Source organism: Planctomyces sp. SH-PL14 (assembly GCF_001610835.1).
Classification (GTDB): Bacteria; Planctomycetota; Planctomycetia; order Planctomycetales; family Planctomycetaceae; genus Planctomyces_A.
Map to the genome: position 1 here is coordinate 2,302,848 of NZ_CP011270.1, position 25,203 is coordinate 2,328,050.

General features: G+C 64.2%; 20 protein-coding genes, 1 tRNA gene and 1 pseudogene. 10 read left to right on the forward strand and 12 right to left on the reverse strand.

The annotated features are described in order from the left end of the window. The first annotated feature begins 194 nt into the window (after positions 1–194). Both VT03_RS08985 and VT03_RS34130 read left to right on the forward strand, forming a co-directional pair. On the forward strand, positions 195–1,847 hold the full coding sequence (locus VT03_RS08985; RefSeq protein ID WP_197489264.1) for a TolC family protein: 1,653 nt from the start codon (positions 195–197) through the stop codon (positions 1,845–1,847). Positions 1,848–1,920: 73 nt separating this feature from the next. Next, the gene (locus VT03_RS34130; protein ID WP_197489265.1) at positions 1,921–3,270 is read left to right on the forward strand and encodes a hypothetical protein; all 1,350 of its coding nucleotides are present in this window, start codon (positions 1,921–1,923) and stop codon (positions 3,268–3,270) included. A 205-nt stretch (positions 3,271–3,475) separates the two neighbouring features. On the opposite strand, the gene VT03_RS33315 is transcribed toward VT03_RS34130, so the two are convergent. The 3 genes from VT03_RS33315 to VT03_RS09000 form a co-directional block, all read right to left on the reverse strand. Next, positions 3,476–3,709 carry a hypothetical protein gene (locus VT03_RS33315; protein ID WP_156514369.1) on the reverse strand — a complete coding sequence of 78 codons (234 nt, stop codon included), beginning with the start codon at positions 3,707–3,709 and terminating at the stop codon, positions 3,476–3,478. Positions 3,710–4,607: 898 nt separating this feature from the next. Then, positions 4,608–5,747, reverse strand: coding sequence for an IS701 family transposase (locus VT03_RS08995; RefSeq protein WP_156514370.1), 1,140 nt, complete (start codon positions 5,745–5,747; stop codon positions 4,608–4,610). A 93-nt stretch (positions 5,748–5,840) separates the two neighbouring features. After that, positions 5,841–6,413 carry an IS630 family transposase gene (locus VT03_RS09000; RefSeq protein ID WP_255378576.1) on the reverse strand — a complete coding sequence of 191 codons (573 nt, stop codon included), beginning with the start codon at positions 6,411–6,413 and terminating at the stop codon, positions 5,841–5,843. Positions 6,414–6,436: 23 nt separating this feature from the next. Between VT03_RS09000 and VT03_RS09005 the strand changes: the two are divergent. Then, positions 6,437–6,712: pseudogene (locus VT03_RS09005) on the forward strand (aldo/keto reductase); the annotation flags it as partial. A gap of 79 nt (positions 6,713–6,791) precedes the next feature. Here the strand turns inward: VT03_RS09005 and VT03_RS09010 are convergent. Continuing rightward, a complete protein-coding gene (locus VT03_RS09010) occupies positions 6,792–7,172 on the reverse strand; it encodes a carboxylesterase family protein (RefSeq protein ID WP_075092674.1) in 381 nt (126 codons plus the stop codon). Between the two features lie 64 nt (positions 7,173–7,236). On the opposite strand from VT03_RS09010, the gene VT03_RS09015 reads away from it, so the two are divergent. Both VT03_RS09015 and VT03_RS09020 read left to right on the forward strand, forming a co-directional pair. Further along, positions 7,237–8,613, forward strand: a complete 1,377-nt coding sequence (locus VT03_RS09015) for a transposase (RefSeq protein ID WP_075092675.1) — start codon at positions 7,237–7,239, stop codon at positions 8,611–8,613. A gap of 110 nt (positions 8,614–8,723) precedes the next feature. Continuing rightward, complete coding sequence (locus tag VT03_RS09020) at positions 8,724–10,085, forward strand: transposase (RefSeq protein WP_075092676.1); 1,362 nt, start codon at positions 8,724–8,726, stop codon at positions 10,083–10,085. A 313-nt stretch (positions 10,086–10,398) separates the two neighbouring features. Here the strand turns inward: VT03_RS09020 and ruvA are convergent, their stop codons facing one another. After that, on the reverse strand, positions 10,399–11,040 hold the full coding sequence (gene ruvA / locus VT03_RS09025; protein ID WP_075092677.1) for a Holliday junction branch migration protein RuvA: 642 nt from the start codon (positions 11,038–11,040) through the stop codon (positions 10,399–10,401). Between the two features lie 362 nt (positions 11,041–11,402). On the opposite strand from ruvA, the gene VT03_RS09030 reads away from it, so the two are divergent. From VT03_RS09030 to VT03_RS09040, 3 genes are all read left to right on the forward strand, one after another. Beyond that, positions 11,403–12,419, forward strand: coding sequence for a DUF1559 domain-containing protein (locus VT03_RS09030; RefSeq protein ID WP_075092678.1), 1,017 nt, complete (start codon positions 11,403–11,405; stop codon positions 12,417–12,419). A gap of 163 nt (positions 12,420–12,582) precedes the next feature. Beyond that, positions 12,583–12,915: a hypothetical protein gene (locus tag VT03_RS09035; RefSeq protein ID WP_075092679.1), complete on the forward strand. Its 333-nt coding sequence runs from the start codon at positions 12,583–12,585 to the stop codon at positions 12,913–12,915. A 139-nt stretch (positions 12,916–13,054) separates the two neighbouring features. After that, the gene (locus tag VT03_RS09040; RefSeq protein ID WP_075092680.1) at positions 13,055–14,938 is read left to right on the forward strand and encodes a hypothetical protein; all 1,884 of its coding nucleotides are present in this window, start codon (positions 13,055–13,057) and stop codon (positions 14,936–14,938) included. Positions 14,939–15,030: 92 nt separating this feature from the next. On the opposite strand, the gene VT03_RS09045 is transcribed toward VT03_RS09040, so the two are convergent. The 5 genes from VT03_RS09045 to VT03_RS09065 form a co-directional block, all read right to left on the reverse strand. Then, complete coding sequence (locus VT03_RS09045; RefSeq protein ID WP_075092681.1) at positions 15,031–15,402, reverse strand: DUF5615 family PIN-like protein; 372 nt, start codon at positions 15,400–15,402, stop codon at positions 15,031–15,033. After that, on the reverse strand, positions 15,399–15,629 hold the full coding sequence (locus VT03_RS09050) for a DUF433 domain-containing protein (RefSeq protein WP_075092682.1): 231 nt from the start codon (positions 15,627–15,629) through the stop codon (positions 15,399–15,401). Before VT03_RS09050 ends, VT03_RS09045 begins: the two co-directional genes overlap by 4 nt. Positions 15,630–15,784: 155 nt before the next feature. Next, a tRNA-Asn gene (locus VT03_RS09055) sits at positions 15,785–15,857 on the reverse strand. 369 nt (positions 15,858–16,226) lie between these two features. After that, on the reverse strand, positions 16,227–17,228 hold the full coding sequence (locus VT03_RS09060) for a sugar phosphate isomerase/epimerase family protein (protein ID WP_075092683.1): 1,002 nt from the start codon (positions 17,226–17,228) through the stop codon (positions 16,227–16,229). A gap of 174 nt (positions 17,229–17,402) precedes the next feature. After that, positions 17,403–18,671 (reverse strand): PQQ-binding-like beta-propeller repeat protein, encoded by a 1,269-nt coding sequence (locus tag VT03_RS09065; RefSeq protein WP_231870631.1) that lies wholly within the window; start codon positions 18,669–18,671, stop codon positions 17,403–17,405. A gap of 816 nt (positions 18,672–19,487) precedes the next feature. On the opposite strand from VT03_RS09065, the gene rsfS reads away from it, so the two are divergent. Continuing rightward, on the forward strand, positions 19,488–19,865 hold the full coding sequence (gene rsfS / locus VT03_RS09070; RefSeq protein ID WP_255378578.1) for a ribosome silencing factor: 378 nt from the start codon (positions 19,488–19,490) through the stop codon (positions 19,863–19,865). 82 nt (positions 19,866–19,947) lie between these two features. Here the strand turns inward: rsfS and VT03_RS09075 are convergent, their stop codons facing one another. Then, positions 19,948–21,975 carry a hypothetical protein gene (locus tag VT03_RS09075; protein WP_075092686.1) on the reverse strand — a complete coding sequence of 676 codons (2,028 nt, stop codon included), beginning with the start codon at positions 21,973–21,975 and terminating at the stop codon, positions 19,948–19,950. Positions 21,976–22,540: 565 nt separating this feature from the next. Between VT03_RS09075 and VT03_RS09080 the strand changes: the two genes are divergently transcribed. After that, entirely contained in the window at positions 22,541–23,359 is an 819-nt protein-coding gene (locus tag VT03_RS09080; RefSeq protein ID WP_075092687.1) for a sensor histidine kinase, read from the forward strand. Between the two features lie 365 nt (positions 23,360–23,724). Here VT03_RS09080 and VT03_RS09085 read toward each other — a convergent pair whose 3' ends face one another. After that, positions 23,725–25,110 carry a transposase gene (locus VT03_RS09085; protein WP_075091179.1) on the reverse strand — a complete coding sequence of 462 codons (1,386 nt, stop codon included), beginning with the start codon at positions 25,108–25,110 and terminating at the stop codon, positions 23,725–23,727. Positions 25,111–25,203 lie beyond the last annotated feature (93 nt).

The window sequence follows — 25,203 nt, forward strand, 5'->3', positions numbered from 1 at the left end:
GCGGACGGTGCGCCCTCGTATGCCTCTGCGTCTTCAGTCTTGCTCTCTCTGCTTGCCGGTCTCGGTGCACACATAATGGAAACTCACCGTTAGTTGAGTTGCACGAGGCTCCCGCAAACTCTGCCGATTCGGTGTCACCAAGTAAAACGAGCCTCGTGTCATTTGAGGCGGTGCCGATCGACGAGCCTCTCCGGTTGAGAAACCGCAGAGACCTGGAGTCGTGGGACCTGCCGCTTCAGGAGGCGATCTTCGTCGCGTTGTCACGTGCCGAAGTGATTCGCCAGAACGGGCAGTTTTTTTCTCCGACCAACACGCTGCTCCGATCGCCCGACGGACTTCCTACGGTCTATGACCCGGCGTTGCAGGAGTCCGGTGTTCTGTTCGGACAGCGTGGGGTTGAGGCGGCTCTGTCCGATTTCGACACCCAGTTCACCACGCGGACAGTTTGGGGGAACAGCCAGCAGATTCAGAACAATCCGTTCATTGCCGGAGGGCTGCCAGCCGGTGCAACCTTGGATGAAGACGCGGCGCAGTTCCAGGCATCGTTGGACAAGACGCTTGCAACAGGCGGGCGAATCGGCATCAGCCACAATTGGAACTACTCCGCCAACAACTCCCTCGGACGGCTTCTCCCTTCGGTTTATGAAGGGAATCTCCGCGCCGAGTTCCGGCAGCCGCTGCTGGCAGGAGCGGGAACCGAGTTCACGCGGATTGCGGGCCCCATCTCGGACAACATCCAGGGGGTGACGGGGGTCCAGCAGGGGGTCCTCATCGCCCGGATCAGCGGCAACATCACCGTCACCGAATTTGAGAGCAACGTCGCCAGTTTTCTGCGGGACGTCGAGCGGCAGTATTGGCAGCTCCATCTCGCATATCGGACGATCGAAAGCGAGCTGGCGGGACTGCGGACTGCTCGCGAGATCTACGAGGTAGTGCAGGGCCGTGTTGGCGCCCAGGCTCCGGGCGGTGGAGCGGGACGGCTCGTCGAAGCCAGAGAAGGTGTTCTGCAATCAGAAAAACGCTCTCTGCAGGCTCTGGACGATCTTTATGCCGCGGAAGGTCAGCTCCGGCTGCTGATGGGACTGTCGGTCAATGACGGGTGCTTCATTCGGCCGAGCGATACCCCAGTCACGGCCGAGATCGCCCTCGACTGGGACTGCTCGCTCGGTGAGGCATTGGCACGCCGGCCGGAACTGCGTCGTCAGAAACTGGTTGTCGGAAGCGAGGAGCTTCAACTCATCGCGGCTGAGAACCTCCTCCGTCCCCGGCTCGATCTCGTGGCTAGCCAACAGCTCAACGGGTTTGGGGACGACCTACTCGGGTCGGGCGAGGTCCCCGGCACGACCCGAGCGCTCGGAAGCGCCTACGGCCGCCTGTTTGGTTTGGAGGAGAGATCTTGGACCGCGGGCTTCGAGTATTCCCAGGTCATCGGACGTCGGTATGCCATCACTCAGGTGAGAAACCATGAGCTCCGCCTGGCCAAGGCCCAGGCCATCCTCCGGACGCAGGAGACGGAGATCAGCCACGAGCTGGCGGCGGCGTTTCGAGAGGTCGATCGGACTTGGCTCTCGCTCCGCAGCGAGACGGCGCTGCTGGATAATGCGCGGCTCCGCGTGGAAGTGGCCCGCCAGGAATACCTCGCCAATCGGGACGGGACCGCATTCCTGTCGCTCGAAGCGCTGAATCGTGCGGTGGAAACCCTCGCCAGGGCGGAGTCAGACATGGCGAAGGCCGAAGTCGACTACACGCTCTCGTTGACTGAAATCGAGTACCGCTGCGGACGGCTCCTGCAGTTCAACAACGTGAATCTCCAGGAAGATCTTCGGGCTGCCTGTCCTCCGCCGTGAGTCCACTCAACACGACGTCGGTTGGTCACGAACTGAAGCCCCCCTGTTAATCAGAATCCTGAAGGCATCCGCCATGCAACCGCAAATCCTTCTCGGCCTCGGGGCCGGACACTGCGGCCTGAATGTCCTGCTGGAGATTCTGAACCATCAGCCCCAGACCCGCCTAACGCTGGAGCAGTCTCCGCTCCTCCCCTGGCAGGCGATCCCCGGCCGGCCCGGGATCCGGGAGCGGTTTGCACGATGGCGGAAGAAGCCCGCCGCCGAGCGGATTGGTGATGTCGCGACCTTCTATCTTCCGTACCTTCGCGAGGCGATCGCGTTAGAGCCCAACCTCCGGGCCGTCTGTCTCCGCCGCCCCAAGGAGGAGATCGTGGCCGCCTATCTCCGCCATCTTGATCAGCCAGGCCGTCCGCGCCTCAACCACTGGTCGCGTTCTCCGGAGGTGGGGTGGACGCAGGACCTCGTCTGGACTCCCACCTTCCCGAAGTACGATGAGCCGGACCGCCAAGCCGCCCTCGAGCAGTACTGGGAGGACTACTATACGCAGGCGGACGAGCTGGCGAATCGCCATCCGGACAACGTCCTGCTCCTCGACACGGCGGAACTGGCCGAGCCTGCCGGTGTCCGGAGGCTTCTCCAGTTTGTCGGGATCCCGGAGGCGCAGCAGGTGGTCGTGCAGGCCCGTCCCCCAATTCGCTCTGCGGTCCGTACGGACGAGGCCGTTGCCGATGCTGATCCGCTCTCGCCGCGGCGGTGCGTCATCCTGGTCCCCAATTCGGGGTCGATCCATCCGGAGTGCGACCAGTCGCTACGGCAGCTTGAAGCCCGCGGATACGAGGTTCGGCGCGTCTCGGGTTACGCAGCCATCGACCAGGGACGAAACCAGATCGCGACCGATGCCCTCCGCGATGGCTTTGAGGAGACGTTCTGGATCGACTCGGATATCGGGTTCTCCCCGGAGAGCGTCGAGCGGATCCGGCAGCACGGCCTCCCGATCTGCTGCGGCATCTATCCGCAGAAGGGGAAGCGGGCCCTGGCGTGCCACGTCCGCCCCGGGACGACGAAGATCCAGTTCGGAAAGACTGGTGGGCTGATTGAGATCCTCTATGCCGGGACCGGATTTCTGCATGTCCGACGGCAGGTCTATCTCGACGTCGCGCAGAAGCTGCGGCTCCCGACCTGCAATGAACGATTCGACCGGCCGACCTTCCCGTTCTTTCTGCCGATGGTGAAGCCGATCGAAGATGGGCACTGGTATCTGGCCGAGGACTACGCCTTCTGCGAGCGTGCCCGGCAGTGTGGACACATCGTCCAGGCCGACACCGGCGTCCGCCTGTGGCATCTTGGCCACTACCGTTACAGCTGGGAGGACGCCGGGAGGGAAACACCGCGGTTTGAGGATTTCACGCTCAACCTGAACTGACGCCGGAGTCCCGCTGGATCGGAGGGCGGTGGAGCGATGGGAGCTGTGCCGGACGGCGGAGTCTTTGTACGAAGAGGGGGATACGAAAAGTGCTCCCTTGATAGTCAGCAGACGTTCATGGAAGCGTGAGGGCACAGAGCGCGAGCCCAATTGTACCTACCGGGGGCACTGCAACGCCTCTTGCCAAGGCACGCCGCTGCCGGCATCACAGCTGGGACCGGAGCAACAGATCCTTCCCATCTACTGGTGCTCGAACCAGCAGTGCCCATTTTACTTCGGGCGTCCAATCACTGCTGGCCCAACGATGCCAGCGGCGGCACCCGGCGTTGTAGTGGAGTCCACGGGAGACGCCGGACTTGGCGGCGGCAATCCGGACGATGCCGTAGGTCCGGTAGGCGGTGAGGAAGGCTTGTTGCTTTGTTGTGAGGGGTTTGGGCATGGGCGTCGTACCGAGGAGGGGACGCCGGTCTATCGGCACGACGACGGTTCCACGCGCCCGGGCCGCCAAAAGTCGCCCCATGGTCAGATGGGCTGTCCACGGACCAGGGTGAGGGCCATTGTTGCCCCCCGTTAACCGGCACGCGGGGGCGTGCGTTCGGCGCGGCGCAGAGGACGCACCGCGAGCGGGAGCCACCGTCGCGGCTCGGCCGGAGCCTCGCCCTCCCATGGAAGCGAGAGCTTCTTTCGTCACTGACGGGACTCGTTCCGAATTTGCGCCGTGTTACCCCCCCCCCCGTTGAAACGGTGGGCTATTTCCTTCCGTCCCTTGCGGGACTGAGGACATCGAACGTTGAGACCGAAGCGCGAGCGGGGCGGAATGAGCCTCACGAGGAGGCGCGGAGAACGCGGAGGAAACTGCAGGAGGCGTGTCTCTTCTCCGCGGCCTCCGCGTCTCCGCGTGAGCATTTCCTTCATTCGAGTTCGGAACCGAATGGTTGGCCCGTTCGGCCGTCCTTCTGTTTCATCGGCCCACACCAAGGCCGGTGGCCCTGGCTGGAAGAACGGATGGGCCTTTGGGCCGGAATGCCCTATGTCCGTCGTCGGCCGGGTGCCACTTCTATGAAAGGCTGCTGCTCGTCAAGTCGGAATCGGTCGGAAGGTGGATCGCTGCGGGAAGCCCAGTCTTCTATCCGAGCCTCGGTGCGGCCCACCTAGTACTACAGCTGTAGTTCACCGGGGTGGCGGGTCATGCCCCCGAGACCGGTAATGGCACGCTTTCGCGGTCTGTTGGTGTCGACGCCGCCAGTCAGGCCAATCCAACACGCGTTGCGGCGCCATCACTGTGGCGAGGAGCAGCCGGGTCAGCAGGCTGCGAACTTCCGGGACCGTCACCGGAATCAGGTCCTCCTCTTTTTGGGGGCCACGGCCTGCACGCGATGGCGGATCACCGCCAGCGTCGCATGCGCCAGCATCGACAACGTGATGTGGCGATACCAGCCGGGCCAGGACCGGACCTCGTAGTCGTCCAGCCCCGTTTCCCGCTTCGCCTGCTCGAAGCACTCTTCGATGGCCCACCGGCTGCCGGCGATCTGGACCAGTTTCTTCAGAGGCGTTCCCTTCGGAGCGTGGGTGAAATAGTGAGCGATCTCGTCAGGATCGCTGATCGAACGACGCACCAGCCAGCCCCGCCCGAACCCCTCCTCATGGGGGCTGGGCCAAGAGACGAACGCCCAGTCATAAAGCCGCTCCCCCTTCGTACCGGGCCCGCACGACAGACGCTTCCAGTCTCGGGAGGGGATCCCCGCCAGATGCTGGTCGACGCGCACCCGCTTTCCCTTCAGGAACAGGTGGATCTGGGACGAGACTGCGACGACATAGCCCAGCCCCCGCTCTTCGCACAGCCTGCGCAAAGCATGGTCCGAGCCGGAGACCTCGTCCGCCGTCACCCACTGGGCCAGGATCCCTGCCTCGAGCGCTCGTTTGAGCATCTGCCGGGCCAGCTCCGGCTTTGTGGCAAAAGTCACGGACTCCGGCACCTTGGCCACCCGTCGCCGAGTGGGGTCTTCGGCCCACTCCTGCGGAAGGTACAAGGCACGATCGATCAAAGCGTGTCCGGCGGTGGCGCGGTACCCCAAGAAGACCCCCACTTGGCAGTTCTCAATCCTCCCCGCCGTTCCGCTGTATTGTCGCTTCACCCCGACAGACTTGTCTCCCTTCTTGAGGAACCCCGTCTCGTCAACGATCAGGATGCCATCCGCTGTCCCCAGCTGTTCAGACACATAGCCCCGGAGATCGATTCGGACCTCATCAGCATCCCAATCAGCCCGCCCCAGGAAGTGCTGCAGATTAACGGGTGTTGGTTCCCCCAGTTCCTCCGCCAGTTGCCAGCCGTTCTTCCGCTCGATCCGACTGATCAGCCCCTGCAAGTAGCGCGTCGCCCGTCGACGCAGCTCGGAGCGGGAAAAGCGTGGCCCGATCCGCTTTCCGACCGCCTCGACTTCAACCATCCACTCCCGAACATCTTCTGTTGTCGGCATCCTTGCCTCCTGGGTTGGACAGGAAGACTCTATAAACACCTCGCATTTCTCTCAAATACAGCTGTAGTACCAGAGCGTTTTCACAATTCGTGTTCAGTAGCCGCAGTGTTGGATGTAGTTCTGGCATTCGGACGGGGAGAAGCGGTCGAGGGCTTCTGCCAACGTCGCGCACAGCGTCTCGAACGTCTTGGACGCCGCTTTGCGGAGCAGCGTTTTGAGCTTCGAGTACGCGTTCTCGATGGGGTTCAGGTCCGGTGAGTATGGCGGGAGATACAGCAGCTTCGCTCCCGTCTGATGGACCAGTCTCTCGATCCGTTCATCCTTGTGAGGAGCGACATTGTCCAGGATGACGCATTCCCCCCGCTTGAGCGTCGGAGCCAGGGACTGCTCGACCCACACGGCAAAGGCATCTCTCGTCATCGCTCCCTCCAGGACGAGCGGAGCGGAGAGTCCAGTGGTCCGGAGGGCGCACAGAAACGTGAACGTCTTCCAGTGACTGAGCGGCTGATGGTCGACGACACGCTGCGAAGTCTCTCCCCACCCATACATCCGCAACAGGCCCGTCTGGACGGCCGTCTCGTCCAGGAACACCAGCCGCTCGGCCGGAATCCGCTTCCGCAACAGAATGTCCCACCAACGACGACGCTGCCGAACATCCGGCCGCAATTGCTCAGCGGCGTACAGGCCTTCTTTTCCAGAACGCCGTGTTGATGTCCATCGCCCAAAAGCACGGCAAAAGTGTTGCCCAGGTCATCCTGCGGTGGCTGATTCAACGCTGCATCGTCGCGATTCCCAAGTCCGTGCGCAAAGAGCGGATCGCCGAGAACTTTCAGATCTTCGACTTCCAGCTCGACGGGGATGATCTCCAGGACATTGTTGGTCTGGAGACCGGGAAGAGCGCTATCTTCGATCACCGCGATCCAAAGATGGCAAAGTGGCTCGGGGCGGCCCAGCGGAACACCTAGGCTCTTTCAGGAAACGAAAGTCGCAGGATGCGGGACGAACGGCTGACTTCCGTCGCGTCCCGTGCTGCGGAGACGTCGCTCAGCCCGGCTTCGCCGCCTTGGCCGCCTGCTCGGTGACATCCAGACGCGCTTTCTTGCGATCGGGGGCATTGACAGCCGATCCATCAGCCCGGAACTCGAAGACCTCGTCTTTTTCAGGACTGTATGCGGGCCATTCCGGCAGCCCCTTCCCGTTGGGACTTCCCGTCTTGGCGAAGTTCGCCCAATAGGTGTTCATCATCTTGGCCATCTCTTGATCCGAAGCAGCCACGTTCGATCGACCTCGACCGAACGGTGTCCCGAAGACGTAGGGAATTTCGGACGCGTGCGCCGCGCCGTAACGCATCCATTCTCGCATCGGAGGTGAGACGTAGGAGAACAGGTAGAGGTAGGCCGGAGTGCCAGCCCTTTGAAGGTGCATCCTCCTTCATGGTAAACCGGTGTCATGTCGAGACATGCACAGGATTTCCAGGGAGGAGGCGACCATGGTTGGTCAATCGGTCCTCGACCGCTTCATTCAGCAGGCTCCGCTTTGTGTTATGGCCCGGGCGACGCTTGAGAAAGTCTTCGCCCCGCAAAGATTGGATGCCCTGTTTCAACGGACGGCTGTCCGACAGTACGAACGGGAGCTTCTGTTCTCGACCGTCGTCGATCTCATGAGCCTGGTCGTCTGTCGCGTCACACCGTCCGTTCATCGGGCCTATCAGCAGAAGAAGGCCCAGATTCCCGTCTCCATCCGGGCTCTCTACGACAAACTGGGGCATATCGAACCGGCCACGTCCCGAGAACTGGTGCGGCAGACCGCCTCTGAGATGGCCGAGCTGATCCGGACGCTGCCGGCGATGGCGGCTCCCCTCCTTCCCGGATACCGGGTCAAGATTCTCGACGGCAACCACCTAGAGGGAACAGAGCATCGGCTCAAGCCGCTGCGAACTCAAGGAGGCGGAGCCTTGCCCGGCCAGTGCGTCGTCCTGCTCGATCCCCAGCTCCGCATGATCCTGGACGTGATTCCTGACCTGGATGCCTACACCCAGGAGTGTCGTCTCTGCCTGCCGCTGTTGGAGGGGATCGAACCCAAGGATGTGGTGATCGACGATCGGAACTTCTGTACGAGCGAACTCCTGTTCGGTCTGGCCCGACACGCCGCGTTCTTCATCACCCGGCAGCATCGGGGCCGGCTGCGATGGGAGGTTACCGGGAAAGCCAAATCGCTCGGCCGGGGCGATTCCGGCCGCCTGACGGAAGAGCCTGTCCGCCTGACGGATCCCACAACCGGTGAGGTCCTGCCGGTCCGCAGAATCACCATCGAGTTGGACGAACCAACCCGGGATCACGACTCCACGCTCCACTTGCTGACGAACCTGCCCGCCAGTGAGGTCACCGCAGCACAGGTCGCTGAGCTGTATCGGGAGCGATGGACGATCGAGACAGCCTTCCAGGAACTGACGACACACCTGAGGTGTGAACTCAACACCCTTGGCTATCCGCCTGCGGCCCTCTTCGGCTTCTGCACGGCGGTTGCGTGCTACAACGTCCTGGCGGTCGTGCAGGCCGCTCTGGCTTCTGCTCATGGCCAGGAGTTCGTTGACGAGCAGTTCTCGCACTGGCGGATGTCGGATGAGCTCAGCCGCACCTACGTCGGGATGATGATCGCGATTCCGGCGGATCAATGGGAACAGTATGGAACTCTTCCCACCGAAGCTCTCAGCCGGCAGCTCCACGTCTGGGCCCAGAGCGTCGATGTCATCCGATATCGCAAATCGATTCGTGGTCCCAAGACACGCACCAAACGTCCAGCCGCGAGGGCTCAGCACTTCTCGACCGACAGGCTTCTCAAGCAGCGGAGATCCAACACGGGATAGCCACCTTCAAAAGGTTACCCCCTTGACCTACCCCTTTAAAGGTGAGCGAGTCAGTCCTTACCCTGTCTCTGTCTGGAGGTTGCGACGGACTCCTGGAGAGGACAACAGGGATGTTGCCAGCCGAAGTGTTGGAGCGTTTTGTCGAACGCTGTCCCGCCGCGGTCATGGTGCGGGCCGAGCGGCTGGATGAGGTCTTCCAGCGGGCCGCCCAGCGGCAATACAGCCGCCAGCTCCTGTTCTCGCAGCTCGTGGCGATCATGTCGGCTGTCGCCACCCGTTCGCAGCCGTCTGTCCATGCCGCCTATCTGGCGGCTCAGGACAAACTCGACATCTCACCCCAGGCCCTGTACGACAAACTTCGACGGCTTGAACCGGCCGTCACGGCCGCCCTGGTCCGCGAGACCGCCCGCGATGCCGCACGAGCCATCGATGCTCTGCCGGGCCTGCGGCCACCCGTGCTGACCGGGGGACTGAAGACGTACGACGTCTATTGTGTCGACGGGAATCACCTGACCAGCACGGAGCACCGGCTTGCCGAGTTGCGGACGACCCGCGAAGCGGCCCTCCCCGGACAGACGCTGGCCCTGCTGGACCTTCGTCGGGGGCTGATCACGGAACTTGTTCCCGGCGAGGATGGCCATGCCCAGGAACGCTCGCTCGTCCCGGAGCTGCTGGAGCGGTTGCGGAAGGGGATGGTGCTCGTCGCCGACCGGAACTTCTGCACGAGCCGGATCCTGTTCGGAATCGTGGAACACGCGGCCAGCTTTGTGATCCGCCAGCATCGCTCGACGCTCTCCTGGGAGCGGGAGGGGAAGCGGCGGCGGATCGGCCGGACGGCGACGGGGATGATGTTCGAGCAGACCCTGGACCTGAACTATGAGGGCCAGACGCTGCCGGTCCGGCGGCTGACGATCGAACTGGACGGACCGACGAACCAAGGGGAGAGCGAAGTCCACATCCTGACGAATCTTCCGGCTGAAACGGTCCCGCCCGGCGAGGTGGTGGAGGCGTACCGCCTGCGGTGGACGATCGAAGAGGCGTTCCAGTGTCTGACGGAGGTTCTGCGGTGCGAGGTGGAAACGCTGGGCTATCCGCGGGCGGCCCTGTTCTCGTTTGCCGTGGCGGTGGTGGCCTGGAACACGTATGCGGTGGTCAAGGGGGCGCTGAAGTCGGTTCACGGCTGGGAGACGATCGAGGCGACGCTGTCCGACTATCACCTGATGCATGACGTGCTGCTGACGCACTGCGGCCTGGAGATCGCTGTGGAGGCTTCGGCGTGGTGCTGGCACCAGGGGTTGTGCCCCCAGGGGCTGGCGAAGGAGCTGGTTCGTCGGGCGAAGACGGTGAAGTTGTCCCGGTATCCCAAGCGGAAGCGAGGTCCGAAACACCCGCCTCCCGCGAAAACAGGACGCCGCAACGATCACCTTTCGACCGCCAGACTCCTTGAGAAACGCAAACGCAAACGACCTTGAAAGGGGTAGGTCAAGGGGGCCACGCCCCCTTGCCGCCGGAGGCACTTCCATGAGGAACCGTGGTCAGCAACGGATGTCCCCTTTGTGGTAGCCCCGTTGAGGACTCCCTCAATCCATACCGCTCGCTTTGCAATCCCCGCGGACTGGTAATGGGGCATCCGGCACGTTGTCCGCGTTTGGATACGTACTACTTCAGGCATCTGTCGACGGCCAGGCCTCCGGCGGGCAAAGGGCCCCAAAAACAACACAGGCCCCCTTGCATCCCCCACCAGGGTGCCCCTGGACCCGGTGAGGCGGTGAAGATGACGTGGTCTCAGCCCCCGGCCTTCTCTTCCCGCACCTGCCGGTACACCTCCTGAATCAAGTCTTCCACCGACTTGAGCTTCGCCTTCCCCTGCGTCGCCTTCATCACCTTCGACCGCGCATCGGCAGGACTATGGCCCAGCGCCAGCAGCGCCTCATAACCCTCGTTGATGATGTCCGACTGCGGCGCCGCGGTCCCAGGCGCTTCACGGGCAATGAGCAGAGCAAACTTCGCCATCTTGCGGCGAAGCTTGGCCACAATCCGCTCTGCCATCGCCGGACCAATCCCCGGCAGCGCGCTCAGGCCCTTGACGTCCTGCTCCTCAATCGCCTCCGCCACCTCCCGCACCGGCCGGACCATCGCATTGAGCGCCTTGCGGACACCCACGCCATCCACCGAGCAGATCATCTCAAAGAACTCCCGCTCCACGGCATTCTGAAACCCGACCAGCCGGGGAACCATCCGCCCCCCCTTCTGCGGATTCCCGTCGATGTACTCGATCGTCTGGAGCGAGATCGTCTGCCCGATCTGCGACTGAAGCTGCCGCCGCACGAACTCGGGAAGAAACACCTCGTATTCAAACGCGCCGACCTCAATCGACGCATCCGCCCCCGAGAGTCCCACCAGCTTCCCTGTGATCTTCGTGATCATGCGTCGCTTCCGTTGCCTTTATCCGAAATTCATCCAAGAAAAAGTGTGTCCCGCTTCCATCCGCCGGGACTGCGTCAGTGTGGAGATCCGAATCGCGAACCGCAAGAAGCGAAACGGCTTGGAATCGGAGCGACGGGACGCAACGACGGCCCGCAGTCTTCCGCCTGAAGACCGTCGCGCGCACTCTGTCGCAACGGTAATCGCAACAGTTTGACATCGACCAAACCCGATACTAGGTTGCCTCTCCCCGCGGACCTGCCTGAAGTGCTCTCCGCCCAGCTTTGGGCCCACCTGCCTTCCGACTCTCCCGCCTGCGTACCCCGCCCGATTTCCTTCCTGACAGCTTCCCTCCTGAGAGACCTATGCGCTCATTGTCGTCTCGTCAGCGTGGTTTCACGCTGATCGAACTGCTTGTCGTCATCGCCATCATCGCCGTTCTCGTCGCCATCCTGCTTCCGGCCGTGCAACAGGCCCGCGAGGCGGCCCGCGCTTCGCAGTGCCGCAACAACCTGAAGCAGCTCGGCATCGCGATGCACAGCTATCACGAGGCGATGGGGATGTTCCCCAAGGCCATCAGCGAGCTCGCGACGGGAGGGGCGCAGGACCTCTACCGCGGCTTCAGCGCCCACGCGATGCTGCTTCCGTATGTCGATCAGGCGGGACTCTACAACCGCGTCGACTTCAGCTCCGGCACCGACTCGGGCGGCAACGTCCAGATCAGCCGGAACGTGATCCCCGGTTTCCTCTGCCCGAGCGACCTCAAGTACAACAGCACGAGCGCCACTGACGTCCGCTACAACGGTTCGGGCGTCAACTACGCAGTCAGCGCCGGGCCCAGCCTCTTCTGGAGCATCAACGCGACCGACGCGGTCGGCATGTTCAACTTCCGGGTTCCGGTCCGGATGTCCGATCTCCTCGACGGCTCGTCGAACGTGATCGCGGCAGCGGAGCAGATCCTTCCCGCAGGGGATGCCAAGGGGAAGCTGGCCGAGACGATCTATCTGGGAACGCAGGGCTCGCTGACCGCCAGCTTCGGGACCGATGCCGCCCTCCAGGCGTTCGCCGGGACCTGTACGGGCACGACGACGATGAACGCCAGCTACAACGAGAACACGAAGTGGCTGAACGGCGGGATGGGACAGACCGTCGTCGCCACGCTCAATCCGCCGAACTCGAACCGCCCGAACTGCATCATCAGCTGCAGCGGCTGCTGGGCCGGGACCGGGAACGGCGTCTGGACCGCCCGCAGCCGGCACGCCGGCGGGGTCCACACGCTCATCGGTGACGGCGCCGTCAAGTTCATCTCGGACAGCTTCGATCTCCTCACCTGGCAGCGCCTCGGCAGCCGAGCCGACGGCAAGCCGGTCGGCGAGTTCTGATCTGCAAGACGGGCTGCCGGGAACGGGGCGGGGAAGGCGAACGCTGACGCGGCTCGCCTTCCCCGCCGTCGATCCGGGGCCATCGTTGAAATCGCTTCTCCTGTCCGCCGGGCTCGGGCTCCAGCGCGACACCTCGTTCTCTGTTTCACGTGAGTTTCCCAGTATGTCTGTCCGCCTCGCCTCGAGCCTGCTGCTCGGTTTCCTCGCTCTCTCCACGGTCGGTTGCGGTGCCTCGTCCGTGACGCCGACGGTCAACGCGCCGATCGGATCGGACGAGCAGCTGAAGAAGGACCTCCAGGTCATCGCCGAACACGGGACCGGCGAAAGCGCGCTGGAACCGATCGTGATGGGGGTCCAGGCCCTCGATCCGGCCACGCCGCGAAAGGCCGATCTCGAAAAGGCGAAGGCCCGCCTCCTCAAGAGCCCGACCGCCGAAAAGCGGAAGGAAGTCGCGCGGGAGATGATCGAGATGCTCGACTCGCCGAAGGCCTCCTGAGCCGAAGGCCTCCTGAACCGGAGCGCCGGCGGCCACCGCCGTTGGTGCTCACCCCTCGTCCGCCTCGCTCCGCAGCCGGAATTCTCCGGATCAGCTACGCTGACTCCGGCCAGTGGCTCGTGCGCGTCGGGAGGTGAGGATGCGATTCTGCTTGGGGCGAAAGGGGACGGCGAGCCTCGTGCTCGCGCTGGCGATCGCGGCAACCGGGGCGAACCTCGCCACGGCTCAGCCGCCGGACGAGGGCGGAATCGGTGCGCCGATGGCGGCGCTGAAGCCCGAAGTCTTCGCGCGTCGCAACACCAATGTCCCCTTGGCGGAACGGCTGAGTGAGGATCCGGAGGCCCGGGTCCTCGAACTCATCTACGTGCTGCGGCATTACCGGGTCTTCAGCCGCGACGAGGAAATGGCCCAGGCGATCCGCGAGCTCCACCGGATCGGGAAGCCGGCCGTCCCCGAACTGGTGGCCGAACTCGACCGGACGGACCGGGATAACACGCTCCGCGTCCTGGGGATCGCGCTGCGGGCCCTCAACGATCCGCGGGCCGTTCCGGGCCTGATCCGCGCGGTCCCCAGGACGCTTCGTCCCCCCGGATCGGACTGCGGCGTGTCGATCGAGGATCCGGAACTGCTCAAGTTCGTCCTCTCCTTTGAGCGGGGGGCTTCGCCCGATCAGAAGCACATGAGCGTCGGACGGCCGGTCAATGAGATCAGCCGCGCCCTGGAGCGGATCACGGGACACAAGTCGCCCGGAGGTGACCGCGATCCGCTCCGCGGCAATTTCCTGGGCGGTCCCGATACCGAGGCTGCGCAGCGCAAGAAGTATCTCGACCGCCAGAAATACTGGGCGGGCTGGTGGGCCGAGCACGGCGGCGAGTTTCTCCCCGAGGCAGAGCGGCAGGCGCTCGACCATCCAACGGCCGCGGACGCCGTCCCTGGCGACGAACGGGACCGCGTCGATCGCGCCGGAGAGGCCCGCTTCGGAGCGATCTTCCCCACGGGGCCAGATGTCCGCCTCGGTCCCGTTCACGAAGTCGAACTGTTCAACATCCTTTTCGCCGACGCTCCGTCGGCGATCGACTTCGAGCGGCATCGCATCTTCCGGTTTCAGGAGGGACTGCGGGAGCAGGACCGGTGGCACATGCAATGGATGCGACGCGTCGGCGTCGACATGATTGTGGGCGGGGACTGTGATGACCTGCGGCTGTGGGTCATCGACGACGCGCGGTGGGAGACGATCGACAACGAGGTCCTCGCCTCGGAACCGTTTCGACCGGGATACGAGCACCGCGGCGGATTCTTCCAGCTGGAGGGGGCCAGGACAGTCCTGTTCAACACACGGGACGGGGGAAGCGGGATCCTGCAGGTGGAGCCCTATCGCGGCGCGACGGCCTCGCGGCAGGTGCGCTACCGGATGTGGCAGATGGGACCGCCCGCCGATGACCCGCCGGCTCTCGTTCCCCCCGTGGCGGAGAAGAACGTCCAATGGTCGGAGACGATCGACGTCACGCTGAAGCCGCCCGAGGAAAACGCCCAATGCGGGTGGAGCCTGTCCCGAAAGCAGTCTGCCGCCCTTCCCCGGCCTTTCGAAGCCAAAGACCTCACGCAGCAGATCTGGTCCCAGGACGCGGAGACGGATCTGGCCAGATGGAGACGAGAGCAGGCGATTGACCTGCTCGCGACTCCCGCCCCCGAACCACACCCCCTTCAGCTCCGCACCGACGAGAAGCCCGATCTCCTCCAGATCGCGCTCTTCGACGGCGTGGCGCGACCGGTCCGCACGGAGTGTTTCGAAAGCCTCACCGCCCCCGCGGCGAAGGCCCTGCTGGACGAACCGGCGGCCCGACCGCTGCAGCCAGTGAACATCCTCAGCTCGATGGGAATCCCCCAGCCCCAGACGTACCTGTTCCGCACGAGCCGCGGCGAGTCGGGCATCCTCCAGTTCCGATCCGGCAGCCTCAAAGCCGGGCTGGCGCTGCTCCGCTACAAGCTGATCGAGGAAGCCGAGAGACCGCAGATGCGGTGATCTCGTGGTGTCGCAGGTTGGACTGCCGCCCAAAGAGGGGAGGCCCACGGCCTCCTCGATCGGTCCGGGCCAAAGACAGAGCGATCGGTGGTTCAGCCTCTTGTCAGCGGAAGGAGTCGCACGCGAGACCGGGCCTCGTCCACGACAAGCAGTGCGCCGGCTTCCAATTCCGCCTCATACTGACGCAGTACCGGAACCAACAGAGGAGCCAGCGTCTGTGGGCGTACGTCCTGTGTCCGAACTTGAGCTACGCTCGGGCCACTCGATCGTGTCGCGGCCAGCATTGCCCCGAAGTCGAGGTCGTGTGTCAGCACGACACGGCGATCCTTCAGGGCCCATTCCAGGATCTCGTGGTCGGACGCGGAACTGCTGCCGACATCCGACCAGTGAACACTCTCCCAGCCCTCGAACCGCAGGATCGAGCACCATCGTGGCGACAGGTTCATGTCGATCAGGAACTTCATGGACGAACCAGCGGAACGTCCACTTCTTCTGAGCGCCATGCCGCATAGGAGAGCGCAGCCGGGATGTCGTCGGGCTCCAGGTACGGGTAATCAGCCAAGATCTCAGCAACAGTGCTACCACTGGCGATCAAGCCGACAACGGTTCCCACGGTCACCCGCATCCCTCGGATGCACGGCTTGCCCCCCATTACCTGGGGATCGAAAGTGATTCGGTCGAGCGGGATCATGGACGCGCTCTCAAGCAACTCGAACCAGAGAGACTCTCCTCCCGTTCGGCGTCGCACATCCCTGTGGCACGATGCCACAACGAGAAACGCCCGGAGCCCGAATTTCGGGTTCCGGGCGTTTTGGGTAGTTCTCTACGTTGGTAGAAAATCCAAAGCTCCCCGACTAGGACTCGAACCTAGAACCTAGCGGTTAACAGCCGCTCGCTCTACCGATTGAGCTATCGGGGACTGTGGGGGCGGATTGTTGCGGACTCCCCCATTCGACGCAAGCGAGATTTTCACAAGATCCCACAGAGAGAATGAGTCTGTAACCCATGCTGTCATTGGGGGATACAGAAAACGCTCTCCGCGATTCCCGCGGGGAATCTTGATCGGAGGACCACCGGGTCTGTCCGGCGATACGGCTTGCAGTCATTCACAGGACACGGGGGCATTCCGCCCGGTTCGCGCTGCGAACCGGGCGGCGTCCCACGATCTCTGGCATCCGTCCGCCCGCCACCGCTTCCAACGTCCGCTCGGAAACCGCGCTCGCCGGACGGACATCCTTAGCGCAACCCATCGTTCCACGGCCACCCGGTCCAGCGGGACGCTGGCTGGCTACTCGGAGAAGGCGGCGTCGAAGGCTCGGCCGCTGGGGCGGAAGTCGACGTTCTTGCAGAACTGGGCCGCTTCGGCGGCACCCGCTTCGCGGTCCATTCCCGAGTCCTCCCACTCGACCGACAGCGGAGCGTCGGCCGGGTAGCCGGCGGCGTTCAGGGCGCGGATGATCTCTTCGAACCGGACCGCCCCGCGGCCCACGCTGCGGAAGTCCCAGCCGCGGCGCGGATCGCCGAAGGAGAGGTGGCTCGAGAGGATCCCCGAGCGGCCGTTGAGGGTCGTCGAGGCGTCCTTCATGTGGACGTGGTAGATGCGGTCCGGGAACTCGCGGATGAACTCGACCGGGTCAACCCCCTGCCAGATCAGGTGGCTGGGGTCGAAGTTGAAGCCGAACTCCTTGCGGTGGCCGATCGCTTCGAGGGCCCGCTTCGTCGAGTAGATGTCGAAGGCGATCTCGGTCGGGTGGACTTCGAGGGCGAAGCGGAGGCCGCACTCTTCGAAGACGTCGAGGATCGGGTTCCAACGGTCGGCGAACTGCCGGTAGCCGTCGTCGTACATCTTCTTCGGCGTCGGCGGGAAGTCGTAGATCAGGTGCCAGATGCTGCTGCCGGTGAAGCCGTTGACGACGCCGACGCCGAGCTTCTTGGCGGCGCGGGCGGTGTTCTTCATCTCTTCGGCGGCCCGCTGGTTGACTCCTTCGGGCTTGCCGTCTCCCCAGATGGCGGGCGAGAGGATCGACTTGTGGCGGGCGTCGATGTTGTCGCAGACCGCCTGGCCGACAAGGTGGTTCGAGATCGCGAAGAGCTTGAGGTCGTGCTTGTCGAGGAGGTCCCGCTTGCGGGCGCAGTAGGTGTCGTCCGAGAGGGCCTTGTCGACTTCGAAGTGGTCACCCCAGCAGGCGAGTTCGAGGCCGTCGTAGCCGAACTCCGAGGCCTTCTTGCACAGGACTTCGAGAGGAAGATCAGCCCACTGGCCGGTGAACAATGTGACGGGACGACCCATGACCACGATTCCTTGGAAAAGGCGAGACGGGGAGCGCATCCCTGAAGCACGACCAGCCCCGATCCGTGGGGATCGTCAAGCTATCGCGGCCCCGCGTCGGGAACAAGCGACGCCGGCGCTCCCGCGAACGCCCGCACGCGGCGTTCGCGGCGCTTTCGAATGCCGTCGCAGCGTCTAGTTCGCAGAGACCTGCAGCTTCGCCCCTTCTTCGATCCGGAACAGGTGCTTTTCGCTCCGGATGAACAGCGCACCGCCATCGACGGCGTAGGAAGCAAAGGTCCGCTCGTCTTTGACGAACTCGTTCTCGGACACCTTCTCAAAGGTCTTGCCGGCCCGGACGACAATCGCCTTCCCGTGTTCGTCCTGGAAGTAGACGTGGTCCCCTGCGGCGAGGAGCGAGGCCGAGAAGTTCCCACCCAGCCGCTCCTGCCAGTTGACCTTTCCTGTCTGAAGGTCGGCGCAGGTGGCGATTCCGTTGTCGGAGACGAGATACAGCTCCTCGCCCACAGCCACGACCGACGGGTTGTAGGGAACCCCCTTGTCGATCTGCCATCGGAGATGGGTCTCAGTCACGTCACCCGTTCCGGTCGGATCGATGGCGAGGAGCTTCGCCTTGTTGTAACCCGTGCAGATGAAGACGAGCCCCCCGGCATAGACCGGACGCGGGACCACCGAGTAGCCGCCGGCGTACCGGCATCGCCAGACCTCTTCGCCGGTTTCGGGGGCGTAGGCATAGACAGCATCGCTGCCGGGGCAGATCGCCTGGAGCTGGCCGTTGATCGTGACCAGCAGCGGAGTCGAAAACGAGAAGCCTTTGGATGGTTTGACGGCGCGTTCGACGTTCCAGCGGACCTTCCCGGTCTTGCGGTCGAGACCGACGACGAACTGCTTGTCCGAACCGTCGCAGCAGATGACGAGCACGTCCCCCGCCAGCGCGGGAGAGCCGCCGTTGCCGTGCTGTGGACTGTAGGTGAGTTCGTTGTTGGTCCAGATCACTTCGCCCTCAAGCGTGAGGGCTGCCGTTCCGTGCGGGCCGTAGTGGACGTAGATCACGCCGTCGGCCACCAGCGGGGTCGGGCTGGCGTGGCTGTTCTTCGAATGGATCTCGACGTCGGCCGCGTGGTGAAACAGCTTGCGGGTCCAGAGGGTCTTGCCGGTGTTCTTGTCGAGCGCGAGTGTCTCCAGGGAATACGACTTCGTTTCTTCCGCGGTCTCGACGGCCGTCGTCAGGAAGATCCGATTGCCAACGAGGACCGGGGAGGACCAGGCGACTCCGGGAACCGGCACCTTCCAGGCGACGTTTTCTGAGTCGGACCACTGTGTGGGGATCTTCGCGCCGGTGGCGACTCCCTGCCCGGTTGGTCCGCGGAATTCCGGCCAGTCGCTGTGGGCGGGGGTGGCCATGCCGAGCAGAATGAGGACTGCAGATCCGAACCGATTCACAAGCAACTCCCGCTGCGGCTGATTGAGGCGCGCCGCAGCAGTCTATCGCGGGGCCGGCGCGGCGGGGAGGTTGGTGAGGCATTGCGCCCCAATCGGGTCCAGGGGTTGGCCCCTGGTGGGGAGTGCAGAGGGGCGACGCCCCTTTGCCCGCCGGAGGCCCGGCCGTCGAGAGATGTCTGAAGGAATGGGTGTCCAATCGCGGACACCGTGCCGTATGCCCCCTCACCCAACCCGCGGGGAGTCCAAGGCGAGTGCAGAGTCCTCCACGCCGATCCCACAAAGGGGACGTCCGTTGTTGACCACGGTTCCTCAACGAAAATGCCTCCGGCGGCAAGGGGGCGAGGCCCCCTTGACCCCAGCGGCTGTAGCACGATGTGTCTGAGCGGGCACCATCCTGCCGGCAAGGACATCGTCAGAGCCGGCGAGAACAAGACTTCCCCCTCCTTCGCCCTGACCCGCATAGCCCTGCCCCGGCAAAAGTAAACGGCAAATTCACCTCCCGCGAACCAGCTCGTCTTGATTCCTGTCTCAAACCGCTAGAGTATCCGTGCCAGCGCGGTTGTCGGACCCTCCGCGAAGCTGACTCAGGCGCGACGGAACGATTTCGGACATCCGCGTCGGTCCAATCTGGCTTTGACCCTCGTCATGTGGCGTCGAAGCGTATGATTGGCGTGAGCAGAACCGTCTGCTCACTGCGAGTGTCCCGGCCGTCGCGACCGACACACTTCGTGGCGTCCTGACGACCTTAAAGCGAGGAACCTACCCATCATCGCGAAAGTGACCTCCGAAAGTGCCAACCCTGGCATTCCCCGTCCCGTGAACGCGTCCGGCGCCGACAATGCCGTACGCGCGGCTCAAGCCTGCGATGCCATGCGTGGCAAGGAGACCGTGGTTCTCGATCTCCGCGCTGTCACGCCTCTCTTTGACTTCTTCGTCATCTCCACCGGCAGCAATACCCGCCAGACCCGCGCCATGGCCGAAGAGGTCAACCGCGTCCTGAAGGGGCAAGGCTCTCCGCGACAGGCGGTCGAAGGACTGGAGCCCGGAAGCTGGATCGTGCAGGACTACGGAGACATCGTCCTCCATGTCTTCACGCCGGAAGACCGCGACCGCTATGACCTCGAACACCTGTGGGGCGATGCTCCCAAGATCGAGTGGTCAAAGCTGATCCTGGACGGGGCGGTCTCTGCCTGAAGGATTTCGGCCGGCGGATCTTGTCTGACCGGCCTTCTCAGAGTGGGACATCGGCGGGTGATCCGTTCACCCCGCGAGCGGATCACCACCGCTGCTCAATCTTCCGCATCGGGCGAACGCGGACTCGTTCGATGAGAGTGGCGTTGCCGTCAAAACGCGGCCGCGGAGCGATCATCCCCGGCGCCGGAGTGGCGAAGGGCTGAGACATCCTCCCCGCGGCCGTCGAAGGGACTCCCGTCATGGATCCCGGCCCCAGGTTGGGAGCTGGCGTGGGGGTGGGGCCCGCATCGAACGTTCCACCCGGTGTACTCTGCAAAGTGCCCGACGGCATGCCCGCTGGAAATCCCGTTCCGGGAAGCCCGGTCCCCGGAATCCCGTTGCCTGGGATCGCAAGTCCCGACGGCATCGCTGCCGGCGGGGTCTCGGTCATCAGGCGGATCACCAGCCACCCGTCCCGCGGATTTGCCTCGGCCAGGGCGACCGGCAGGACGCGCCCCTCTTCGAGCGGGATCGTGAATCGCCGCGGCACGCTGAACGGCTGAAACTGCGATTCGATGCTCTTGCGGATGATGGTATTCGCCACCTCGTCCACCGCCGCTTCACCCGGCTCCAGCGTGCGGATGTCGACCGGCTCGGGAGTGATCCGCAGGCTTTCCGGTTCCACGTCGATCCGGATCCGCAGCGTGATCGCCCGCTCTCCGAGCCGCGCCGCCCCCGCCGCCTGCACCGACATCACGACGGAGATTTCCACGAGGCCATTCTGATACCGGACCGCCACGGGTTCCCGCGATCCGAGGACGAATGTCGCAACGCCGAGAGGAACGGCCGGGTCGGCCGCCGGCGGGGTGCCGCCGAGGAGCGTCGTGAGCTGGTCCCCGAGCGCCTTGAGCTGCGTGTCCGGGATCTGCATCCCTTCCAGCGGCAGGCGGCGGAGCGCCCCGCGGATCAGGTTCTCGTGCAGCACGATCGACAGCCCCTGTTCGCTGAGCGCGGTCGAGGGAGTTCCAGCTTCCTCATTTGTGACCTGGGCGCTGACGATCATTCCCTGTTCGGTCGACCGCGTGATGAGCGATGCGGGCTCCAGCCGCTGGCTCGCGAGTCGGGCGAAGAGCGTCCCGAGCTGGGTGTTGAGGCGGGTGAGCTGTTCGTCGACCGCGGTGTTGAACTGCGGGACGACCTGTTCCGTGATCTTGTAAGCGGCGATCCGTTCCGACTCCGGCCGCTGCTGGTTGGCGACCGAGGTGGCATAGGCGCTCGCCAGCGGCCCGAGGAGCGGAACTCCGGAGAGCTGCGTCTGGGCGCCGCGGATCTGCTGCGAGGTGACCAGGAACGCGGCGGGGGAGCGGGTGGCGACCTGCCGTCCGTTGAACTCCAGGGCCTTCGTCATGAGGAACTGGGCGTCCCCGGTCGTGTCGATGGCGGCCTGCGGCGTCGTGGCCCGCGTCTGGTTGCGGGTGTTCCCCAGGAGTTCGAGCTGTCCCAGAGTCATTCGCTCGCACGGCTGGAAGTTGATCCGCGTCCGGGTGTCGGTCGTCTGGCACCCGTTGACGCGGGCTCCCAGGATGCAGTCGGAGACCGGCCCCTGGTCGGTCCGCTGCGTCGAGACAAACCCGTTGGCGAAGTCTTCGCCGATCACGATATGCAGTCCGTGTCCCGGCGCGGCCATCAGGCTGGGGCCGTTGAACGGCCCGGTCGGGAGAGGCCCGGTCGGAAGAGGGCCGAATCCGCCTCCGGGGATCGTCGAACGCTCCGGCGTCGGTGAGAGGGGGCCGGTCGGAAGCGGCTCCAGCGGGATTGTCGAAGGGCGGAAGGTGGAGTTGGGGACCGCGGTCGGGGGGATCGTCGTCGACGGGGCCGAGGGGATCGTGGAGGGGACGGGGGTGACGTCGAGCGGCGTGACCTTGCGGGTCTTCATCTGCGTTGGACCCGCGTCCGGAATGAACAGCGGGGTCGCGGAGTCGTCGCTCGCGGGAGGGATCAGGATCGGCGGCAGTTCAGGCTCGTTGGCGCGAACCGGGGCGGGGATCGCCGAGGCCGCTCCGAAGAGCGCGGCGAGGCTCAGAGTCAGCAGGCGTCTGCGGAACGCGCCGCGCAGCGGCGACCCGGACACGGTCCGCGATGCGGCCCGGCGCAGGCTCCAACCGACGTTTGGCGGCGTCAAAGAAAAGTCTCTCACAGGCGAGCCCCGATGGTGGCGTTCCGGAACTGACATCCATCTGCGGCAGAGTTGCAATTGTTATTCCTGCCGGACTTCGTGCGTCCGGTGCCTGGAGGGTGCGGCAGGGATTCGGCGAAATGCCTTCACGGCCGCCGATTCCGTTCCCCCAGTCCCTCGACTCCACGCACTCTGCCCACACGGCGTTTGTCGTCCGAACAACTTTCCGGCGACGTCCCGGACTGGCCTCCCCTGCAGGCAAGAGGGGCTTCCCGGATCCCCTGGTCTGCCTGACCGGACCGATCCCGGGAACCGATTCGTTTTGCCGGTCCGGGAGAACGCGGACTTTCGGGTTTCTTCCCGCCGGCGCGGACGGCCGCCTCGCGGCCGATGCGATTGCGCCGGGGCGACGGAAATGCCTGATTGCCGCAGTTCTCTCCTTCCGAAGGGGAGTTTGTGTGCCAGAGTTGTGATGCGGCACAGGAGAAAATGGCCAAGCCGTATCGGATGTGAGAGACGGATGAATCAGGGCGTCACGGAAAGTCGCGTCGACATCGAGGTCCTTGAGGCCGAGGTCCGGCAGTTGCGCCAGCAGTTGCTTCAGGCGCAGAAGATGGTGTCGATCGGGGCCCTCAGCTCGTCGATGACGCACGAGTTCAACAACATCCTCACGACCGTCATCAACTACGCCAAGATGGGGTTGCGGCACAAGTTGCCCGCAGACCGCGACAAGGCGTTCGAGAAGATCCTGGCGGCCGGCCAGCGGGCGACGCGGATGACGACGGGGATGCTCGCTTTCGCCCGGGCGAAGGGAGACCACCGGGAGCCGCTGAGCGTCGCCCGGATTGTGGAAGATGTTCTCGTTCTGGCTGAGAAAGACCTGCAGATGCACCGGGTTCGGCTGGAGACCCGTCTGGAGGACGATGTCTACGCGGAGATGAACGCGGGGCAGATCCAGCAGGTGGTCCTGAATCTGATCGTCAATGCCCGGCAGGCGATGTCCCAGGGGGGCGTCGGCGGAGGAGGGAATCTCACGGTCGGCGTCCGGAAGAATGTGGACGAAGGTTTTGCCGAGATCTCGGTGCGTGACACGGGCAGCGGCATTCCGGCCGACGCGTTGCCGCGGATTTTTGATCCGTACTTCACGACGAAGAAGCCGGACGAGAACGGTCAGGGGGGGACGGGGCTGGGTCTGGCGCTTTGCCGGCAGGTGGTGGAGAGCCATCGTGGGCGGGTGCGGGTTGAGAGCGTCCTGGGCAAGGGGACGACGTTTACGATCAAGCTGCCGCTGGTTGCGGCTCCGATCGTTCATCAGAAGGCGATGGCCGGTCGGGCGTAGGCTGAACTGACGAGTCGCTTTTTCGGACGTCGCTGTGCTTCCAGCGGCTGCGTGTGGTTGAGGCAGAGACACGGCAACGCAACGTCGTCTTTTTACCGGGTCCAGGGGCACCCTGGTGGGGGGATGCAAGGGGGGCAACGCCCCCTTGCCCGCCGGAGGCCTGGCCGTCGGGAGATGTCTGAAGTAGTGAGTGTCCAAACGCGGACGACGTGCCGGATGCCCCCCTCACCAACCCGCGGCGATTGCAATGCGAGCGGTGTCGATTGAGGGAGTCCTCATAGCTTGTTCCACAAAGCGGACGTCCGTCGTGTCCCACGGTTCCGCAGGGAAGTGCCTCCGGCGGCAAGGGGTGACCCCCAACGCCGTTAACCCCGGTTGAGGAGCTTGAGTCTCCTGGCCTGGTCGATCTGCTGGGACGTGGCGTTGGTGATCTTTGGCGATCCCGCCGGCCGCTCCTTCTTCCTCCGTGTGTAGTCCCGGCTGGCCTTGTTCTTCCGCTCATACGGGTCGGTGACGGATTCACGCAGCATCGCGCACAGCGTCTGACCTCGAACAACGGGATGCCGGTAGTCCCGTATCAGTCGACGGAACGACCGCAAGACTCCCGCCATGCTGATTCGAGACAGCGGAACCTGGGCCTTCGCCAGTTCCACTGCAACCGACAGTCCCATGCCCCACAGGCCGACCAGCGACCATTCGAGCTCGACCGCGGCATTCAGGGAGGACAGGCTGCGGAGTTTTCGTCGACCGAACGTCTGCTTCAGGGTTCGATAGAACAGTTCCACTCCCCAGCGTTTGCGGTACAGGTCCAGGACCGCCCGGTCGCTCAAGATCTTCGGGTCCCGGACGCTCGTGAGCAGAGAGATCGGAGATCTCGGTCCCTGGGCCACGATCAGCCGGAACACCAGAGGCGGATCGAGCCGTTTGGCGGCCTCGTCAGGCCAGACGTAGACGGTTCCTTGCGATTCCCGCACGAACCCCAGCTTCCGCAGAAGCTTGACGTTCGCTCCCACCCGAACCAGCAGATGCCGGCCGCTTCCCAGGACTTTCCGGGCGAAGTCATAGCCCACGAAGCCGGCGTCCGCCGTCATCAAGCTTCCCTCGGGCAGGTCCTGGAGCATCTGAAGGGCGTGTTCCCGCTCACTGCTGTCGGCGGGGCCGATCCGCCAGTCCCACGGAAGCCCCGTCCCGACATGGAACAAGGTCGTCAGCCACATCTGGGGAACGCGGGCCGCCTTGGCCCCGGCGGCTGTTCTCGTCCGTTGGCGGCGGTGGCGCCTCTTCCGGATCGATCTCTTGAACGACGGGGCATAGGCCGTCTCGTGGGACTGGGTGCGAGGGAGCTCCACTCGGCTGCCATCGACCCCGTAGACCACCAGACCGCAGGATTCCCACTGCCGGGGGAGCGTCTGGCGAATCCGCTTTCGGAGAGCCGTCGTGAGAAGATAGACCAGGGGAACGGTCCAGCGTCGGAGGAGCTTCATGAAGGCCTGGGACGACCCGGCCAGAGGGCCGTGATGGGGGAACAGATGCGCCATCAGCCTGTGGGTCGTGACAAACCGTTCCTGCAGTGTCTGCTCATCGGACCAGGCCCACAGAAGGGCGGCTCGAACCAACAGTGGTGGCGTCCACGTGCAGTCGTGCCGGAAGAGGATGGTCTTCCAGTCCGTCCCAGCCAGAAGCCATTGCAGAGCTTTCTCGAGATGCCGAGAATTGAGCGCAACATCCGGAGACAGGTCTTGATGCGGCATCCCCGAATCCTTTCGGGAGGGCGAAGTGGGTGGGTTTCAGTGTGAGAACCGAAGCGTCTCCACAACGCCATGTCGCATCAAGACTTTCTTTTT

Bases quoted from the DNA above. Each gene is read 5' to 3' on its own strand.
- VT03_RS09035 (WP_075092679.1), top strand. From the start codon at position 12,583: ATGTCTGTCCGCCTCGCCTCGAGCCTGCTGCTCGGTTTCCTCGCTCTC.
- VT03_RS09020 (WP_075092676.1), top strand. From the start codon at position 8,724: ATGTTGCCAGCCGAAGTGTTGGAGCGTTTTGTCGAACGCTGTCCCGCC.
- VT03_RS09040 (WP_075092680.1), top strand. From the start codon at position 13,055: ATGCGATTCTGCTTGGGGCGAAAGGGGACGGCGAGCCTCGTGCTCGCG.
- VT03_RS09050 (WP_075092682.1), bottom strand. From the start codon at position 15,629: ATGATCCCGCTCGACCGAATCACTTTCGATCCCCAGGTAATGGGGGGC.
- ruvA (WP_075092677.1), bottom strand. From the start codon at position 11,040: ATGATCACGAAGATCACAGGGAAGCTGGTGGGACTCTCGGGGGCGGAT.
- VT03_RS09010 (WP_075092674.1), bottom strand. From the start codon at position 7,172: ATGCACCTTCAAAGGGCTGGCACTCCGGCCTACCTCTACCTGTTCTCC.
- VT03_RS33315 (WP_156514369.1), bottom strand. From the start codon at position 3,709: ATGCCCAAACCCCTCACAACAAAGCAACAAGCCTTCCTCACCGCCTAC.
- VT03_RS09060 (WP_075092683.1), bottom strand. From the start codon at position 17,228: ATGGGTCGTCCCGTCACATTGTTCACCGGCCAGTGGGCTGATCTTCCT.
- VT03_RS09015 (WP_075092675.1), top strand. From the start codon at position 7,237: ATGGTTGGTCAATCGGTCCTCGACCGCTTCATTCAGCAGGCTCCGCTT.
- VT03_RS09085 (WP_075091179.1), bottom strand. From the start codon at position 25,110: ATGCCGCATCAAGACCTGTCTCCGGATGTTGCGCTCAATTCTCGGCAT.
- VT03_RS08995 (WP_156514370.1), bottom strand. From the start codon at position 5,747: ATGCCGACAACAGAAGATGTTCGGGAGTGGATGGTTGAAGTCGAGGCG.
- VT03_RS09045 (WP_075092681.1), bottom strand. From the start codon at position 15,402: ATGAAGTTCCTGATCGACATGAACCTGTCGCCACGATGGTGCTCGATC.
- VT03_RS34130 (WP_197489265.1), top strand. From the start codon at position 1,921: ATGCAACCGCAAATCCTTCTCGGCCTCGGGGCCGGACACTGCGGCCTG.
- VT03_RS09080 (WP_075092687.1), top strand. From the start codon at position 22,541: ATGAATCAGGGCGTCACGGAAAGTCGCGTCGACATCGAGGTCCTTGAG.
- VT03_RS09030 (WP_075092678.1), top strand. From the start codon at position 11,403: ATGCGCTCATTGTCGTCTCGTCAGCGTGGTTTCACGCTGATCGAACTG.